The organism is Methylovorus sp. SPW-M1 (assembly GCF_053848825.1).
Genome location: NZ_CM132626.1, coordinates 405,781 through 421,685, shown reverse-complemented (window position 1 = coordinate 421,685; position 15,905 = coordinate 405,781). Strand labels below are relative to the sequence as shown.

16 protein-coding genes are annotated in these 15,905 nt (G+C 57.9%); 11 read left to right on the top strand and 5 right to left on the bottom strand.

Going from position 1 to position 15,905, the window contains the following annotated elements:
* Nucleotides 1–15: 15 nt before the first annotated feature.
* Together metX and metW are read left to right on the top strand one after the other, a co-directional pair.
* Nucleotides 16–1,155 carry a homoserine O-succinyltransferase MetX gene (gene metX / locus ACWWD9_RS01885; protein ID WP_015831010.1) on the top strand — a complete coding sequence of 380 codons (1,140 nt, stop codon included), beginning with the start codon at nucleotides 16–18 and terminating at the stop codon, nucleotides 1,153–1,155.
* Entirely contained in the window at nucleotides 1,152–1,772 is a 621-nt protein-coding gene (gene metW / locus ACWWD9_RS01880; protein WP_013443235.1) for a methionine biosynthesis protein MetW, read from the top strand. The genes metX and metW overlap by 4 nt, the downstream gene beginning before the upstream one ends.
* Before the next feature lie 31 nt (nucleotides 1,773–1,803).
* Here the strand turns inward: metW and ACWWD9_RS01875 are convergent, their stop codons facing one another.
* Nucleotides 1,804–2,469 carry a sulfite exporter TauE/SafE family protein gene (locus tag ACWWD9_RS01875; RefSeq protein WP_455867554.1) on the bottom strand — a complete coding sequence of 222 codons (666 nt, stop codon included), beginning with the start codon at nucleotides 2,467–2,469 and terminating at the stop codon, nucleotides 1,804–1,806.
* A 47-nt stretch (nucleotides 2,470–2,516) separates the two neighbouring features.
* Here ACWWD9_RS01875 and ACWWD9_RS01870 point away from each other — a divergent pair, with 47 nt between their 5' ends.
* Entirely contained in the window at nucleotides 2,517–3,782 is a 1,266-nt protein-coding gene (locus ACWWD9_RS01870) for an AmpG family muropeptide MFS transporter (protein ID WP_455867553.1), read from the top strand.
* 18 nt (nucleotides 3,783–3,800) lie between these two features.
* Here the strand turns inward: ACWWD9_RS01870 and ACWWD9_RS01865 are convergent, their stop codons facing one another.
* Nucleotides 3,801–4,595: an exodeoxyribonuclease III gene (locus tag ACWWD9_RS01865; RefSeq protein ID WP_159354943.1), complete on the bottom strand. Its 795-nt coding sequence runs from the start codon at nucleotides 4,593–4,595 to the stop codon at nucleotides 3,801–3,803.
* A 6-nt stretch (nucleotides 4,596–4,601) separates the two neighbouring features.
* Between ACWWD9_RS01865 and pyrE the strand changes: the two genes are divergently transcribed.
* Both pyrE and ACWWD9_RS01855 read left to right on the top strand, forming a co-directional pair.
* Nucleotides 4,602–5,261, top strand: a complete 660-nt coding sequence (gene pyrE / locus ACWWD9_RS01860; RefSeq protein WP_013443240.1) for an orotate phosphoribosyltransferase — start codon at nucleotides 4,602–4,604, stop codon at nucleotides 5,259–5,261.
* Between the two features lie 28 nt (nucleotides 5,262–5,289).
* Nucleotides 5,290–5,829, top strand: a complete 540-nt coding sequence (locus ACWWD9_RS01855; protein ID WP_455867552.1) for a DNA-deoxyinosine glycosylase — start codon at nucleotides 5,290–5,292, stop codon at nucleotides 5,827–5,829.
* A 53-nt stretch (nucleotides 5,830–5,882) separates the two neighbouring features.
* Here the strand turns inward: ACWWD9_RS01855 and gatB are convergent, their stop codons facing one another.
* From gatB to gatC, 3 genes are read right to left on the bottom strand one after another with little or no spacing between them, the layout of a single operon-like run.
* Nucleotides 5,883–7,313 carry an Asp-tRNA(Asn)/Glu-tRNA(Gln) amidotransferase subunit GatB gene (gatB, locus tag ACWWD9_RS01850; protein ID WP_455867551.1) on the bottom strand — a complete coding sequence of 477 codons (1,431 nt, stop codon included), beginning with the start codon at nucleotides 7,311–7,313 and terminating at the stop codon, nucleotides 5,883–5,885.
* A 2-nt stretch (nucleotides 7,314–7,315) separates the two neighbouring features.
* The gene (gene gatA / locus ACWWD9_RS01845) at nucleotides 7,316–8,779 is read right to left on the bottom strand and encodes an Asp-tRNA(Asn)/Glu-tRNA(Gln) amidotransferase subunit GatA (RefSeq protein WP_455867550.1); all 1,464 of its coding nucleotides are present in this window, start codon (nucleotides 8,777–8,779) and stop codon (nucleotides 7,316–7,318) included.
* A gap of 24 nt (nucleotides 8,780–8,803) precedes the next feature.
* The gene (gene gatC / locus ACWWD9_RS01840) at nucleotides 8,804–9,091 is read right to left on the bottom strand and encodes an Asp-tRNA(Asn)/Glu-tRNA(Gln) amidotransferase subunit GatC (protein WP_013443244.1); all 288 of its coding nucleotides are present in this window, start codon (nucleotides 9,089–9,091) and stop codon (nucleotides 8,804–8,806) included.
* Between the two features lie 201 nt (nucleotides 9,092–9,292).
* On the opposite strand from gatC, the gene ACWWD9_RS01835 reads away from it, so the two are divergent.
* The 6 genes from ACWWD9_RS01835 to ACWWD9_RS01810 all read left to right on the top strand — a co-directional run bounded on the left by ACWWD9_RS01835 (nucleotide 9,293) and on the right by ACWWD9_RS01810 (nucleotide 15,888).
* On the top strand, nucleotides 9,293–10,336 hold the full coding sequence (locus ACWWD9_RS01835) for a rod shape-determining protein (RefSeq protein ID WP_013443245.1): 1,044 nt from the start codon (nucleotides 9,293–9,295) through the stop codon (nucleotides 10,334–10,336).
* Nucleotides 10,337–10,464: 128 nt separating this feature from the next.
* Nucleotides 10,465–11,409, top strand: coding sequence for a rod shape-determining protein MreC (gene mreC, locus ACWWD9_RS01830; protein ID WP_455867549.1), 945 nt, complete (start codon nucleotides 10,465–10,467; stop codon nucleotides 11,407–11,409).
* Between the two features lie 6 nt (nucleotides 11,410–11,415).
* Entirely contained in the window at nucleotides 11,416–11,892 is a 477-nt protein-coding gene (gene mreD, locus ACWWD9_RS01825) for a rod shape-determining protein MreD (RefSeq protein ID WP_015831018.1), read from the top strand.
* A 6-nt stretch (nucleotides 11,893–11,898) separates the two neighbouring features.
* Entirely contained in the window at nucleotides 11,899–13,830 is a 1,932-nt protein-coding gene (mrdA, locus tag ACWWD9_RS01820; protein ID WP_013443248.1) for a penicillin-binding protein 2, read from the top strand.
* Nucleotides 13,823–14,917 carry a rod shape-determining protein RodA gene (rodA, locus tag ACWWD9_RS01815; protein WP_013443249.1) on the top strand — a complete coding sequence of 365 codons (1,095 nt, stop codon included), beginning with the start codon at nucleotides 13,823–13,825 and terminating at the stop codon, nucleotides 14,915–14,917. Before mrdA ends, rodA begins: the two co-directional genes overlap by 8 nt.
* A complete protein-coding gene (locus ACWWD9_RS01810) occupies nucleotides 14,917–15,888 on the top strand; it encodes a septal ring lytic transglycosylase RlpA family protein (RefSeq protein ID WP_013443250.1) in 972 nt (323 codons plus the stop codon). Before rodA ends, ACWWD9_RS01810 begins: the two co-directional genes overlap by 1 nt.
* The last annotated feature ends 17 nt before the right edge of the window (nucleotides 15,889–15,905 follow it).

Genomic DNA, 15,905 nt, shown 5'->3' with positions numbered 1-15,905 from the left:
TAGTATAATCGCGAAATGTCAGAATCCTCCTCCATCGGCATTGTAGCCCCACAGATTGCGCACTTCACTGAACCGCTGCCCCTGAAAAGCGGCGAAGTCCTTCCGCAATACGACCTCGTTTATGAAACCTACGGCACGCTGAACGCCGACAAATCCAACGCGGTGATGATCTGTCACGCGCTGTCCGGCCACCACCACGTGGCGGGCAAATACGCCGAGACCGACAAACATGCCGGCTGGTGGGATAACCTGATCGGCCCCGGCAAGCCCCTGGATACCAACCGCTTTTTCGTCATCGGCCTCAACAATCTGGGCGGCTGTCATGGCAGCACCGGTCCATCGAGCATACATCCGCAAACCGGCAAGCCTTGGGGCTCGGCATTCCCGCTGCTCACGGTGGAAGACTGGGTCACCTCGCAAGCCCGCCTGGCCGATTATCTGGGCATCAAGCAACTGGCCGCCATCGTCGGTGGCAGTCTGGGCGGCATGCAGGCCTTGCAGTGGACCATCAGCTACCCCGAACGGGTGCGCCATGCGCTGGTGATTGCGGCGGCGCCCAACCTCACTGCGCAGAATATCGCCTTCAATGAAGTGGCTCGCCAGGCCATCATCACCGACCCCGAATTCCACGGCGGCGATTACTATGCGCACAAGGTCGTGCCGCGTCGCGGCCTGCGCATTGCCCGCATGCTGGGGCATATTACCTATCTGTCTGACGATGCCATGGGTGCCAAGTTTGGCCGCAAACTGCGCGAAGGCGAGATCAAGTACAGCTTTGACGTCGAGTTCGAGATGGAGTCCTACCTGCGCTATCAGGGCGATAAATTCGCCGGTGAATTTGATGCCAACACCTATCTGCGCATGACGCGCGCGCTGGATTATTTTGATCCCGCCCTGGCGCACGATGGCGATCTCTCGCAGGCATTGGCGCCGGCCCAGGCAGATTTTCTGGTGATTTCATTCACCAGTGACTGGCGCTTCTCGCCAGCACGCTCACGCGAGATCGTAAAGGCGCTACTGGATAACGAGTTGTCGGTAAGTTATGCCGAAGTGACAGCGGCCCACGGCCATGATGCCTTTTTGATGCAGGATGCCCACTACCACGCCATTCTGCGCAACTATCTCAAGAAAATTAAAGTCGGAGGCCAGGCATGAGCAACACCTCCATCAAGTTTGCCGATGCTGCAAAATCAAGACACGACTTTGCGCTGATCGCAAAATGGATTAAACCCGGCGCCAAGGTACTGGATCTGGGATGCGGCGACGGCACCCTGCTGGGCTATCTGCGCGACACCCTGCAGGTACGCGGTTATGGCGTTGAGAAAGATGACGCCAACTGGCTGGCCAGCATGAGCAACGGCGTCGATGTGATTCAGATGGACCTGGAAGCCGGCCTGTCCGGCTTTGAAGCCAAGTCATTTGATGTGGTGATCTTGTCGCAGACCTTGCAGGCGGTACTCAATACCGAAGGCATCGTGCAGGAAATGCTGCGCGTGGGCCACGAAGCCATCGTCACTTTCCCCAATTTTGGTTACTGGCGCCACCGCTTTCAGCTGATTGCCGGGCAGATGCCGGTTTCCAAGAATCTGCCCTACCAGTGGTATGACACGCCGAACGTGCACCTGTGCACCATCAAGGATTTTGACGAGTTCTGCATCAACCACCATATTGAAGTGATGGAGCGGCTGGTGTTGACCGAGCAGGAGCCCATCCACATGATGCCCAATCTGCGTGGCAGTCTGGCCATGTACCACCTCAAGCCCGCAGAGTAAGCATCGCCTTTGATGCTTGCCCTGCGCGCGCTCAAAGCAGCACGCGATAAAGTCCGAACAAGCCAAACAGTATTACCGCCAACCCGCTCAGCTTTCTGAGCCAGCCCTGCTGCAACACTTTTTTCAGCTTCACCGCCGCCACACCCATCGCCAGCAAGGTAGGCAAGGTGCCCAGACCAAACGCCAGCATCAGCAAGCCCCCTTGCACGGCATTGCCAGCCGCCAACGCAGCCACCAGCACGCTATAAACCAATCCACAGGGCAACCAGCCCCACACTGCCCCCAGCAATATGGCCTGCCAGGGCGACTGCACCGGCAACAATCGTTTGGACAAGGGCTGCAATTGCCGCCAAAGCACACTGCCCAGCCGCTCAACATAGGTCACGCCATGCCAGACACCTGCCAGGTACAAGCCCAGCAACACCAGCATCACGCTGCTGAGTCCGTAGAGTATTTTTTGAATGGGAAGAATATGCCCCAGAAAAAAGCTGCTGGCGCCGAGAGCCCCCGCCAAGACCCCGGCCAGGGTGTAACTCAAAATACGCCCGCCATTGTAGGCAAGCAGAAACGGCAAGCGTGGTCGTGCGCCCGGCAAGCTCATGCTAACGGCGCCGACAATGCCACCGCACATACCGGCGCAATGACCGCCACCCAGCAAGCCGACCATGAACACGCCAAATAAAGTGAATTCCAACATCCTGATATTGTGGCATGCGGCACCCGATTTCGGGTAATGTGTCGCCCATGAACGCACAACCCACCTGGCTTAAGGCGCTGCTCAATCGGCGCATGCTGATCTGCATTTTCACCGGCTTCAGCTCCGGACTCCCCTTATTCATACTGATCAGCCTGCTACCGGCATGGCTGCGTTCTGAAGGGGTCGACCTCAAGGCCATCGGCCTGTTTGCCCTGATCCAGCTGCCCTTCACCTGGAAGTTCATCTGGGCTCCGCTGTTTGATCGCTATATTCCGCCCATGGGCAGGCGGCGCGGCTGGCTGCTGGTGACGCAAGTTGCCCTGCTGGTCAGCATTCCCTTGTTCGGCAAGCTGCATCCCGTGCTGGATATCTGGACCATCGCCTACCTGGCGGCTGTGGTGGCGTTTTTCAGCGCCAGCCAGGATGTGGTGATTGATGCTTATCGCCGTGAAATCCTGCCCGATGCCGAGCTGGGCCTGGGCAATGTGATTCACGTGAATGCCTACAAGATTGCCGGCCTGATCCCCGGCTCACTGTCGCTGATCCTTGCCGACCATATGGCGTGGGATAGCGTATTTCTGATTACCGCGCTTTTCATGCTGCCCGGCATGGTGATGACGCTGCTGGTCAAAGAGCCCGAGCTCAAGCCCGGACGGCCCAAAACCCTTGCCGCCGCCGTCGTCGAGCCTTTCAATGAATTCATCCACCGCAATGGCTGGCGTTCCGCCCTGCTGATTCTGGCGTTTATCTTTTTGTACAAGCTGGGCGACAGCATGGCGGTGGCGCTCGCTACGCCGTTTTATCTGGACATGGGATTCAGCAAGACGGAAATCGGCCTCATCGCTAAAAATGCCGGGCTGTGGCCGAGCGTGATAGGCGGCCTGCTGGGCGGCATCTGGATGGTCAAGCTCGGCATACACCGCTCGCTGTGGCTGTTTGGCGCGGTACAAATGCTGGCGATTCTGGGCTTTGCCTGGCTGGCCGTCGTGGGGCACGACCTGCTGTGGCTGGGGGTTGTGATTGGCGTGGAAGCCTTTGGCGTAGGCCTGGGCACCGCTGCCTTTGTCGCCTATATCGCCCAGACCACGCACCCGCTCTACACCGCCACCCAGTTTGCGCTGTTCACCAGCCTCGCGGCCGTGCCGCGCACCTTTGCCAACGCCACTACCGGTTATCTGGTGGATATGCTGGGCTGGGTGAATTTCTTCCTGCTATGTTTTGTGGCGGCGATTCCCGGCATGCTGTTGCTGCTGAAGATCGCGCCCTGGCATGGCAAGCCGCTGGCCACGCCTTCTATCCGCGACCCCGAGTAAAAGCGTACTGCAAGCAGCTTAGCGCTGGTAATCAATGATCAGCGGCGCATGATCGCTAAAGCGTTCCAGCTTGTAGATGCTGGCTGCTATCGCCTTGGCAGCGAAATCCGGGGTCGCAATCTGGTAATCAATACGCCAACCCACATTCTTGGCCCAGGCCTGCCCGCGGTTGCTCCACCAGGTATAGCATTCGTCGGTGGTATCGGGATGCAGCACCCGGTAGACATCCACCCAGCCCACGCGATCAAACAGATCGGTCAGCCAGGCGCGTTCCTCTGGCAAGAAACCTGAGTTCTTTTTGTTGCCCTTCCAGTTTTTAAGGTCAGCCTCTTTGTGCGCGATATTCCAGTCACCACAGATCACCACATCGCGACCGTTGGCACGCAAGGTCTCGAGATGCACCAGGAATCGCGTCATCACACTGAATTTGAAGGCCTGGCGCTCTTCGCCGCTGGAACCGGAGGGCAGATACAGCGACACCACGCTGAGATTGCCAAACTGCAACTCCAGATAGCGCCCTTCGGCATCAATATCGGCTATCCCCAGGCCCACAATTACCGCATCCGGCTGCACGCGGGTATAGATGCCCACGCCGCTGTAGCCTTTCTTTTCGGCGTAGTGAAAATAGCCAAAGTACCCTTCGGGGTTCAGCATTTCCGGCGTCATGTCCGCCAGCTGCGCCTTCAGCTCCTGCATGCAGACGATGTCAGCATTCTGCTGTTGCAGCCATGGGTAGAACCCTTTATTGGCCGCGGACCGGATGCCATTCAGATTTGCAGATATAATTCGGTACAAGCTCAACCCCTTTTCCATACTCTCATGTCTGATCAAGCCCTCGATTTTACGCAACAATTCATCGCCTTTGCCATTGATAAGCAAGTATTGCGCTTTGGCGAATTCAAAACCAAGGCTGGCCGCCTCAGTCCTTACTTTTTCAATGCGGGCCTGTTCAACGATGGCGAAAGCCTGATGAAGCTCGGCGAATATTATGCCGCCGCCATTGTGCAGTCCGGCATCCCCTTCGACATGCTGTTTGGCCCCGCCTACAAGGGCATCACCCTCGCCGCCAGCATCTCGATTGCCCTGGCGCGCCGTGGCGTCAATGTACCGTATGCCTACAACCGCAAGGAAGCCAAAGACCATGGCGAAGGCGGCACCATCGTCGGCGCCCCGCTCAAGGGTCGTGTGCTGATTGTGGATGATGTGATCTCGGCTGGCACCTCGGTGCGGGAGTCCGTGGAGATGATACGTGCGGCAGGTGCCACACCTGCAGCGGTTGCGATTGCCATTGACCGGCAGGAACGCGGCCTGGGGAGCCTCTCTGCCGTGCAGGAAGTCGAGCAGCAATCCGGCATGCCCGTGATCAGCATCGCGAGCTTAAGCAGCCTGATTGATTACCTCAAACATGCGCCTGAGCTTGCCACATTCCAGCCCGCCATTGAGGCTTACCGCAACGAATACGGCGTCAGCTGCGCTTAATCTCCGACACGGCGGGCATCCTTGCACCATGGCCAGCATTGAAGGTTTCCCCGCCGTTGCCCAGGACGATGCCCGCGTTCTGATTCTGGGCTCCATGCCCGGCATCGCCTCGCTCACGCAGCATCAGTATTACGGCCATCCGCACAATCTGTTCTGGCCCATCATGGGCGAGCTGGTCGGGGCTCACCCCCATCTGCCGTATGCCGAGCGTCTGGCCCAGCTAACACGCCACCACATTGCGCTGTGGGATGTCATGCATCAATGCTTCCGCCCCGGCAGCCTGGATAGCGCCATTGATGAAGGCAGCATTGTCGCCAACGACTTCGCCGGTTTTTTTGCCACACATGCGCAGATCCGCCATGTGTTTTTCAATGGGCAAAAGGCGGCGCAGGCATTTCAGCGCCATGTGATCAAAGCAGAAAAGTTAAACAAGGATGCGCAGGCAAGCCTGAGGTTTACCACCTTGCCATCCACCAGCCCGGCGAATGCCAGCATTCCGCAAACGACAAAACGGCAGCAGTGGCAAAGCATCCTGCAGGCACTAGCAGGCAGCGCGATGCAAAAATGAAAAAAGCCGGGATGTCCCGGCTTTTTTCATGCGCGCAAACTATTGCCAGCTCATCAGGCACCGAGTTTGCGGCGCAACACCTCATTTACCTGTGCCGGGTTGGCCTTGCCCTTGGAAGCTTTCATGGCCTGACCCACCAGCGCGTTGAAGGCTTTTTCCTTGCCAGCGCGGAACTCTTCCACCATGGCAGCGTTGGCAGCCAGCACTTCATCAATGATGGCTTCGATGGCGCCGCTATCCGTCACCTGCTTCAGGCCTTTTTTCTCGATGATGCTGTCGGCATCACCTTCGCCAGCCCACATTGCCTCGAATACTTCCTTGGCGATCTTGTTGGATATGGTGTTGTCGGCAATGCGCTTGAGCAAACCAGCCAGTTGCAGCGGGCTCACCGGCGATGCGCTGATATCCTGATCCTGCTCGTTGAGCTTGGCTGCGACACTGCCCATCACCCAGTTGGCGGCCATTTTAGGCTCGGCAGCCTGCGCTACCACGGCCGTAAAATAATCGGCAATGCCGCGCGAGGATGTCAGGCCAGATGCGTCATACGCTGAGAGCGAATACTCACGTTCGAAGCGTGCTTTCATGTCGCCGGGCAGTTCTGGCATCACGGCTTTCACCTTGGCAATATCATCCACCGTAATCTGCAAAGGCAGCAAATCAGGATCAGGGAAGTAACGATAGTCGTTGGCTTCTTCCTTGCTGCGCATAGCGCGGGTTTCGCCGGTATCGGGGTTGAACAGCACGGTGGCCTGCTGGATGGTGCCGCCGTCTTCCAGCGTCTCGATCTGCCAGCGGGTTTCGTATTCAATCGCCTGCTGCATGAAGCGGAAGGAGTTAAGGTTCTTGATTTCGCGGCGCGTGCCCAGCTTGTCGGAACCCTTGGGGCGTACCGAGACGTTCACGTCACAACGGAAACTGCCTTCCTGCATATTGCCATCGCATATGCCTATCCACTGCACCAGCTCGTGCAGCTTTTTGGCGTAGGCCACAGCTTCAGCGGCAGAGCGCATGTCCGGCTCGGTCACGATTTCCAGCAGCGGCGTACCTGCGCGGTTAAGGTCTATGCCGGACATGCCAGCCGAAGCGCCATGCACCGACTTGCCCGCATCTTCTTCCAGATGCGCGCGGGTAATGCGGATAGTCTTCTCCTGATCGCCCACCTGCACGGTGAGCGAGCCCTTGCCTACCACCGGCAGCTCGTACTGGCTGATCTGGTAGCCCTTGGGCAAGTCAGGGTAAAAGTAATTCTTGCGGGCGAAGACCGAACGCGGCGCGATCTCGGCATTCACCGCGAGGCCAAACTTGATAGCGCATTGCACGGCTTCCTGGTTCAGCACCGGCAACACGCCAGGCAGGGCGATATCCACCGCGCTGGCCTGCGTATTGGGCTCGGCACCAAAAGCAATGCTGCTGCCAGAAAAAATCTTGGATTTGGTTTGAAGCTGGGTATGTGTTTCCAGCCCGATAACAACTTCCCACTGCATGATTAAAGCCCCTCCGGCATACGGCTATGCCAATCCGTCACTTGCTGATAGGCGTGGCCTACATTCAGCATGCGCGCCTCGTCAAAATAGTTACCGATCACCTGCAGACCCACTGGCAGCTGTTTGCCATCCACACTGGCAAACCCGGCAGGAATACTCATGCCAGGCAGACCCGCCAGATTGACGGCGATGGTGTAGAGGTCTTCGAGGTACATGGAAACCGGATCATTGGCTTTTTCACCGCTGCGGAATGCGGTACCAGGGGCGGTTGGCCCCATGATCACATCGCACTGGGTGAATGCCTTGGCAAAGTCCTCGGCAATCAGGCGGCGGATCTGCTGCGCCTTGAGGTAATAAGCATCGTAATAACCTGCCGACAGCACATAGGTGCCAATCAGGATGCGGCGTTTGACCTCGGCGCCAAAGCCTTCGGCGCGGCTCTTGCAATACATGTCCAGCAGATCGTCATACTCTGCAGCGCGGTGCCCGTAGCGCACACCATCAAAGCGCGACAGGTTGCTGGAGGCTTCCGCCGGCGCCAGCACGTAGTACACCGGAATGGATAACTGGGTATTGGGCAGGCTGATCTCGACAATCTCGGCACCCAGCTTGCGATATTCAGCAATGGCCGATTCCACCACGGCAGCGACCTCACTGCTGAGGCCGTCAGCAAAAAACTCTTTGGGCAAACCGACGCGCAGGCCTTGCAGCGGCTTGCCCAGCTCACGCTCGTAATCTTCCTTGTCACGCTGCAGGCTGGTGGAGTCACGCTCATCAAAGCCGGTCATGACATTCATCATCAGCGCCATGTCTTCACAGGACTTGGCCATGGGGCCCGCCTGGTCCAGGCTGGAGGCAAAGGCGATCATGCCGTAACGCGACACCAGGCCGTAGGTCGGCTTCAGGCCGGACAAACCGCACAGCGAGGCTGGCTGGCGGATGGAGCCGCCGGTATCGGTACCGGTAGCCGCCGCACACAGGCGCGCTGCCACGGCAGCGGCGCTGCCGCCCGAGCTGCCGCCCGGTACGCGCGTGCGATCCCATGGGTTTTGCACCTTGCCGTAGTAACTGGTTTCGTTGGAAGAGCCCATGGCGAACTCGTCCATATTGGTCTTGCCCAGGTTCACTGCGCCCGCCTCATCAAACAGCTTGATCACGGTGGCGTCGTAAGGGCCGATAAAGTTGTCCAGCATTTTGGAGCCGCAGGTGGTTTTCCAGCCATTGGCAACAAAAATGTCTTTCTGGGCAATGGGGATACCGGTGAGCGGCTGCGCAGTGCCAGCGGCGATGCGGGCATCGGCGGTTTTGGCCTGCGCGAGGCTGCGCTCAGCGTCTATCGTGATATAGGCATTGATCTCGGGGTTATGCTGATCAATGCGCTGCAGGAATGCTTGCGTCAGTTCGGTACTGGATATCTGCTTCGCCTGAAGCATGGCACCCAGCTGTTTGAGGCTGCTGTTTATCATGGAGTTGATTCGCGAACGTTAGGGTTATTCGATGACTTTGGGAACGAGGTACAGCCCGTTTTCAACGGCAGGCGCGATCGCCTGGAAAGCGGCGCGATGATCGGTTTCGGTAACCACATCGGGACGCAAGCGCTGCACCACATCCTGCGAATGCGACATGGGCACGATGCCGGTGGTATCCACCGCCTGCATCTGCTCGATCAGCCCAAGAATGCCGGATAATTTCTGCAAGGTGGCTTCGGCTTCCTGATCGCTCACCTCAATTCGCGCGAGATGCGCGATGCGCTTTACATCTGAACTGCTCAGTGACATGGGTTTATTCCAGAACGCTTGAAAAATTAAACCGCCTTGGCGGCCAGTGTGAACGGGGAGCAACAGTGCCCGCCAGCCCAAATTTAAAACTAGTCTTAAAATTCGCGACTATATCGGGTATTATAACTTGATTTTATGCACATCTTCAGCCGCGACTTGCCTCAGCCAGGTCGCGGCCGTTCGTTCAGGATACAGACAACCATGTTCGGTCTTTTAAATAGTTACTTCTCCAACGATCTTGCGATCGACCTCGGCACCGCCAACACCCTGATTTACGTCCGCGGCCGCGGCATCGTCCTCGACGAACCTTCCGTTGTAGCCATCCGTCAGGAAGGCGGCCCCGCAGGCAAGAAAACCATGCTGGCAGTTGGCCTGGAAGCCAAGCGCATGCTGGGTCGCGCCCCAGCCAACATCACCGCGATCCGCCCGATGAAAGACGGCGTGATTGCCGACTTCACCATTACCGAGCAAATGCTCAAGTATTTCATCCGCAAGATTCACGAATCCCGCCTGTTCAGCCCCAACCCGCGCATCATCATCTGTGTGCCAGTAGGCTCAACCCAGGTAGAGCGCCGCGCGATCCGCGAATCCGCGATTGGCGCTGGTGCCCGTCAGGTTTACCTGATTGAAGAACCGATGGCTGCCGCGATTGGCGCCGACATGCCGGTAGCAGAAGCCACCGGCTCCATGGTGGTCGATATCGGCGGCGGCACTACCGAAGTGGGCGTGATCTCGCTGGGTGGTATCGTTTACGCCAAATCCGAACGCGTAGGCGGTGACAAGTTTGACCAGGCCATCATCGATTACATCCGCCGCAACTACGGCATGCAAATTTCCGAGCCAACGGCCGAACTGATCAAGAAGAAAATCGGCTCCGCCTTCCCTGGTTCCGAAGTGCTGGAAATGGAAGTGACCGGCCGTAATCTGGCAGAAGGCCTGCCACGCAAGTTCACCATCTCCAGCAATGAAATCCTGGAAGCGCTGACCGAGCCATTGAACTCCATCGTGGGTGCAGTGAAATCGGCACTGGAACAAACCCCGCCTGAACTCGGCGCCGACATTGCCGAAAAAGGCATGGTACTGACCGGCGGTGGCGCCTTGCTGCGCGATCTGGATCGTCTGCTGGTGGAAGAAACCGGCTTGCCCGTGATCGTGGCAGAAGATCCATTGACCTGTGTTGCCCGCGGTAGCGGTCGTGCACTGGAAGAAATGGACAAGCTCGGCAATGTGTTTGCCAGCGAGTAAGCAGATACACGCATCTGCATAACCGTAACAGGCCGGCAACGGCCTGTTTTAATTGATAAGCGTAGTTTGTTTGGCGCCCAGTCTGATGGGCCCTTCACTACAGGATAGACTCAGGGCTGAACCTATCGATGCCGCGTCCGCTTGAACCTCAACACTCACCGGCCTTCTTTGTCCGCGGCCCCAGTCCGTTTGCCCGCCTCATTTTCTTCGCCGCCGTCTCGCTCACCCTGATGGCGACCGACTCGCGCCTGCATTATCTGGTCGAGGTGCGTCAGGGCTTCAGCGCCTTGATGCATCCTTTGCAGGTACTGGCCAATGCGCCATCCGACCTGATGCACGATGCCAATGAATACCTCACCACGCACAGCAGCCTGCTCAAGCAAAACGGCCGATTGACCGAGCAGGCCCTGCTGCAAAGTGCTGAACTGCAACGCTTCCGGGCACTGGAGCAGGAAAACGAGCACCTGCGCAACCTGCTGGGTGCGGCCCGCAATTCACCCCAAAATGCACGCCTGGGCGAGATTTTGCATATCGGGCGCGACCCCTTCACCCACCGTGTGGTCATCAACCTCGGCAGTCGTCATGAGGTAGTGGCAGGACAAGCCGTGATTGATGGGGATGGTGTGATCGGACAGGTCACCCGCGTCTACCCGTTTACCAGCGAAGTCACGCTGATTACCGACCGCGAACTTTCGGTACCGATTCAAGTGGAGCGCAACAGCCTGCGCGCCATTGCCTTTGGTCATGGCCGTGACACCATGCTCGACCTGCCCTATCTGCCCGCCAACGTCGATATCCGCCGGGGCGACAGACTGGTCACTTCCGGAATTGATGGCGTTTATCCCATGGGGCTGGCGGTCGCTGAGGTAGTCACGGTCGAGCGCAACCCCAACTCACCTTTTGCTCATATCGTATGCAAGCCGCTGGCCGGCATCGAAAATCACAAACAGGTGCTGTTGCTGGATATGCCGAAACCCGAGCCCGTGGTCGTGCAGAAGAAAAATACAGCGCCTGCTGCAACCTCGCCCGCAAAAAAAGCGCCTGCCGTCAAAAATCCTACAGTACCCGAATAATCTGACATGCGCCCCAATCTCAGCACCATCTACCTGACCCTGCTCGCGGCCCTGCTCTGCCAGCTTCTGCCCTGGTCGGGCGTGGCATTGACCATACGCCCTGACTTTGTGTTGCTGGTCCTGCTGTATTGGCTGTTGCGGGCGCCTCATCTATGCAACATTGGCACGGCCTGGTTCGCCGGACTGGTGATTGATCTGGCGACGGGTGGCCTGTTTGGTCAGGCCGCGCTGGCCTATGCCTTAACTGCGTTCTTTGCCTTGAGTTATCAGCGCCGCCTTACCCTGTTCAATATCTGGCAACAGGCCGCTTATGTATTTGCCCTGCTGGTGTTCAATCAGCTGACATTACTCATCCTCAAGATGTTTGCCGGTGGCGAGAGCCCGGGCTGGGGCTATTTTTACCCTTGTATCAGCGGCATCATGCTATGGCTCGCGGTGATCTTGACCCGCCTTGGCATTCAAGGCCACACGGACCAGGACTAAGCCCGATTGAACTACCGCTCCGAGCTCCGCAACTACCAGCTGGAACAGCATAATTTCCGCCTGCGCCTGGCGTTTATGGCCGTGCTGGTGCTGGTCTGCTTTAGCATTCTGGGTAGCCGCTTCTTCTTCCTGCAGATGATGAAGTATGACTACTTCCAGACGCTGGCAGAAAACAACCGCATCTCGCTGGTGCCTATCGTGCCAAATCGCGGGCTGATCCTGGATCGCAACGGCGTGATACTGGCGCATAACTTCTTTGCCTACACGCTGGAAATCACGCCATCCAAGGTCAAGAATGTTGAAGACACCATCAACGAAATAAGCGAATTCATTGAAGTCAGCGCAGCGGATCGCAAGCGCTTCAAGAAGCTGCGTACGCAGAGCCACAGTTTTGAAAGCGTGCCGATACGCACGCACCTGAACGAAGTTGAAGCGGCGCGCTTTGCCGTCAACCGTTACCGTTTCCCCGGGGTGGAGATACGCTCGCGCCTGTTCCGTCACTATCCGGAAAACAATCTGGGTGCCCATATGCTGGGCTACATTGGCCGCATTAATGATCGCGACCTCGCCTCCCTGTCTGAATCCAACGAGCTATCCAATTATAAAGGCTCGGATCACATCGGCAAAAGCGGCCTGGAGCAATATTACGAACGCCAGTTGCACGGCACAACGGGCTTCCAGCAAGTGGAAATTGATGCGGATGGCCACGCTGTGCGCGTATTGTCGAGCACGCCACCGGTGCCCGGCGACAACCTCATCCTGAGCATAGACAGCAAGCTGCAACGCATAGGCGAAGAAGCGTTTGGCGATCACCGCGGCGCCCTGGTCGCCATCAATCCCAAGAACGGCGAAGTGCTGGCGTATGTCAGCCAACCTACCTTTGACCCCAATCTTTTTGTAGACGGCATCGACAGCGAAAGCTGGAAAGCGCTGAACGAGTCCATCGACAAGCCATTGATCAATCGCCCCATGCGCGGCATTTATCCCCCCGGCTCCACATTCAAGCCTTTTGTTGCCCTGGCCGGATTGGAAGCGGGCAAACGCGAGCCCCCTTTCACCATCAGCGATCCCGGCTATTTCATGCTCCCCGGCAGCTCACATCGCTACCGCGACTGGAAGCCCGGCGGCCATGGCCTGGTGGATGTGCAACGCGCGATTACCGTCTCCTGCGATACGTTTTTTTACGGCTTGGCGCTGGATATGGGCATAGACCGCCTGACTTCCTTTGTCAGTCACTTCGGCTTTGGCCGCAAGACTGACATTGATATGAAGGGCGAAATGAGCGGTCTCTTGCCTACGCCGGAATGGAAATGGAAGCGCTGGAAGCAACGCTGGTTCCCCGGCGAAACCGTGATCACCGGCATTGGGCAAGGCTACACGCTAGTCACGCCATTGCAGCTGGCCCAAGCTACTGCCATTCTGGCGAATAAAGGCGTCGCCATGCGACCCCGTCTGGTGAGCAGCATTCAGGAGGCGCGCAACGGCGTCATCACCCCCAACCCGGCGGTGGTGGTGGATCGCGTTGCGCTGGATCCGCACCATGTGGAAATCGTGACTCAGGGCATGGTCAATGTGACCTTGCCTGGTGGTACAGCGGCGAGCGTCGGAGCAGGCAGCCCGTATGCCATTGCGGCCAAAACCGGCACAGCCCAGGTGATCGGCATCAAGCAGAATGAAAAATACAACGAGAGCAAGATCAACGAGCGGCATCTGGACCATGCCTTGTTCATTGCCTATGCTCCCGCCGATGACCCGACGATTGCGGTAGCGGTGATCGTGGAAAATGGTCGCCACGGCGGCTCGACGGCCGGCCCGATAGCCCGCAAGATCATGGACTACTACCTGCTGGGCAAAGAGCCGCCACCGCCGGTGCCTGCCGTTGATGCCGCGGCGGTCAATGCGCCGGAACCCGCACACGAGGAAGAATTGCATGATTAATCGCTTCGGTTCCTACATCGTCAGGCATATCGACTCCTTCCTCATGGGCAGCCTGCTGTTTACCATGCTGGTAGGCTTGTTTGTGCTCTATAGCGCCTCCGGCCAGAATGTGGACCGCGTGCTGTCGCAAGCGGCCAACATGGGGGCAGCGCTGGCCATCATGTGGATCGCAGCCAATATTGCACCCCAGCATCTGGAACGGCTGGCCTTGCCGCTCTACATCCTGGGCATGGTGTTGCTGGTCGGGGTGTTCTTTTTCGGTGAGATCAGCCACGGTGCAAGACGCTGGCTGCATATCGGGGTCGCACGCATTCAGCCATCCGAGCTGATGAAAATCGCGGTGCCCATGCTGCTGGCCTGGTATTTTTCCAGACGCGACAACACCCTGCGTCTCAGCAACCATGCCATTGGTGCGCTGCTGCTGGCAATTCCAGTCGCGTTCATCATGAAGCAGCCGGACCTTGGTACCTCGCTGCTGATTGCCTCTTCCGGCTTTTATGTCTTGTTTCTGGCGGGTTTGAGCTGGCGCCTGCTGATTGGCCTCGCCGTGTTTGCCGGTGTCATGGCGCCCATCTTCTGGACCATGCTGCATGACTATCAACGCAAGCGCATTGAAATCCTGTTTGACCCGTATCAGGATCCACTGGGCGCGGGCTACCACACCATACAGGCGACCATTGCGCTGGGCTCGGGCGGCATGGCGGGCAAGGGCTGGTTGCATGGCACGCAGTCGCAGCTGGATTTTCTGCCGGAACGTACCACGGACTTCATCTTTGCCGTGTTCGGTGAAGAGTTCGGCCTGATGGGCAATCTGCTGCTATTGCTGTTGTTCACGCTCATCATCGGCCGCGGCATGGTGATCGCCGCCCAGGCACAAAACATGTTCTGCCGATTGCTGGCAGGCAGTATCACGCTCACCTTTTTTACCTATGTTTTCGTCAATATCGGCATGGTCAGCGGAATTTTACCGGTCGTTGGCGTTCCATTACCTTTGATCAGCTACGGCGGCACCTCGCTGGTGACCCTGTTGCTGGGTTTTGGTATTTTGATGAGCATACACACCCATAAAAAACTGGTGACTTCCTGATGAGACTACCTCGCTATCTGATTGCCCTGGCCATTCCCCTCTGGCTAAGCGCGTGCGGTGGCAGTACCACCGTCAAACCTGACAACACGACTCCGGGAGCCAGCACATCCGGCACCCCCACAACGCCAGCCCCCAAGCGCGGTGGCTACTATCTGGATGATGGCCCGGGGGACAATCCTCCGGCGGATATCGATGCGATCCCTGACGCCGTGCCACGGGCAGAAGCGCTCTTGCCACGCGCCAACCGGCCTTATATCGCGCTCGGCGTGTCGTATAAACCCATGACCGAGTATCAGCCATACAAACAGCGCGGCATTGCTTCCTGGTATGGCCGGCGCTATCACGGGCAGAAAACCTCCAGCGGTGAAATCTACGATATGTACGGCATGACGGGCGCGCATACCACCTTGCCGCTCCCCAGCTATGTACGGGTAACCAATCCCGAGAATGGCCGTTCCGTCATCGTGCGTATCAATGATCGCGGCCCGTTCCATAGTGACCGCCTGATTGACCTCTCCTATGCGGCGGCCTACAAGCTGCGCCTGAGCCAGAAAGGCAGCGGCCTGGTGGAAGTTGAAGCCATCGACACGCGTCCCGGCGCAAAACCATTACCCTCCGTCGTAACGCCTGCCCCAGCCACCCCCATGCCGCCACCGAGTGCTCCGGTCAGCGATACGCCATTGCCACAGCCGGCCACGGCCAATGCACTGCCACAAGTGGACAATACCGCCAGCATTGCCAGCGGCGATTACGTGCAGGTTGGCGCATTCAAATTACAATCCAATGCCGATGCATTGAGCAACAGAATCAGGGAGCAAGGCTTGGCCGGCAATGTCGCCACCCAGAGCTGGTATAATAATGGCACCTATCGCGTGCTGCTGGGTCCATATAGCAGCCGGGCAGAAGCTGACCGCGCCGCAGCCAACATCAAGCAGACGCTGGGCACGACCGCCATCGTTATCCGCAAGTAATTTTCAAAGTAGGAAGC

Excerpts from the sequence above, each read along its gene's own strand:
- pyrE (WP_013443240.1), top strand. The coding sequence starts at position 4,602 with ATGTCTGATCAAGCCCTCGATTTTACGCAACAATTCATCGCCTTTGCC.
- mreD (WP_015831018.1), top strand. The coding sequence starts at position 11,416 with ATGCGCCCCAATCTCAGCACCATCTACCTGACCCTGCTCGCGGCCCTG.
- ACWWD9_RS01870 (WP_455867553.1), top strand. The coding sequence starts at position 2,517 with ATGAACGCACAACCCACCTGGCTTAAGGCGCTGCTCAATCGGCGCATG.
- ACWWD9_RS01835 (WP_013443245.1), top strand. The coding sequence starts at position 9,293 with ATGTTCGGTCTTTTAAATAGTTACTTCTCCAACGATCTTGCGATCGAC.
- ACWWD9_RS01810 (WP_013443250.1), top strand. The coding sequence starts at position 14,917 with ATGAGACTACCTCGCTATCTGATTGCCCTGGCCATTCCCCTCTGGCTA.
- ACWWD9_RS01855 (WP_455867552.1), top strand. The coding sequence starts at position 5,290 with ATGGCCAGCATTGAAGGTTTCCCCGCCGTTGCCCAGGACGATGCCCGC.
- gatB (WP_455867551.1), bottom strand. The coding sequence starts at position 7,313 with ATGCAGTGGGAAGTTGTTATCGGGCTGGAAACACATACCCAGCTTCAA.
- metX (WP_015831010.1), top strand. The coding sequence starts at position 16 with ATGTCAGAATCCTCCTCCATCGGCATTGTAGCCCCACAGATTGCGCAC.
- rodA (WP_013443249.1), top strand. The coding sequence starts at position 13,823 with ATGATTAATCGCTTCGGTTCCTACATCGTCAGGCATATCGACTCCTTC.
- gatC (WP_013443244.1), bottom strand. The coding sequence starts at position 9,091 with ATGTCACTGAGCAGTTCAGATGTAAAGCGCATCGCGCATCTCGCGCGA.
- metW (WP_013443235.1), top strand. The coding sequence starts at position 1,152 with ATGAGCAACACCTCCATCAAGTTTGCCGATGCTGCAAAATCAAGACAC.
- ACWWD9_RS01865 (WP_159354943.1), bottom strand. The coding sequence starts at position 4,595 with ATGGAAAAGGGGTTGAGCTTGTACCGAATTATATCTGCAAATCTGAAT.
- ACWWD9_RS01875 (WP_455867554.1), bottom strand. The coding sequence starts at position 2,469 with ATGTTGGAATTCACTTTATTTGGCGTGTTCATGGTCGGCTTGCTGGGT.
- gatA (WP_455867550.1), bottom strand. The coding sequence starts at position 8,779 with ATGATAAACAGCAGCCTCAAACAGCTGGGTGCCATGCTTCAGGCGAAG.
- mreC (WP_455867549.1), top strand. The coding sequence starts at position 10,465 with ATGCCGCGTCCGCTTGAACCTCAACACTCACCGGCCTTCTTTGTCCGC.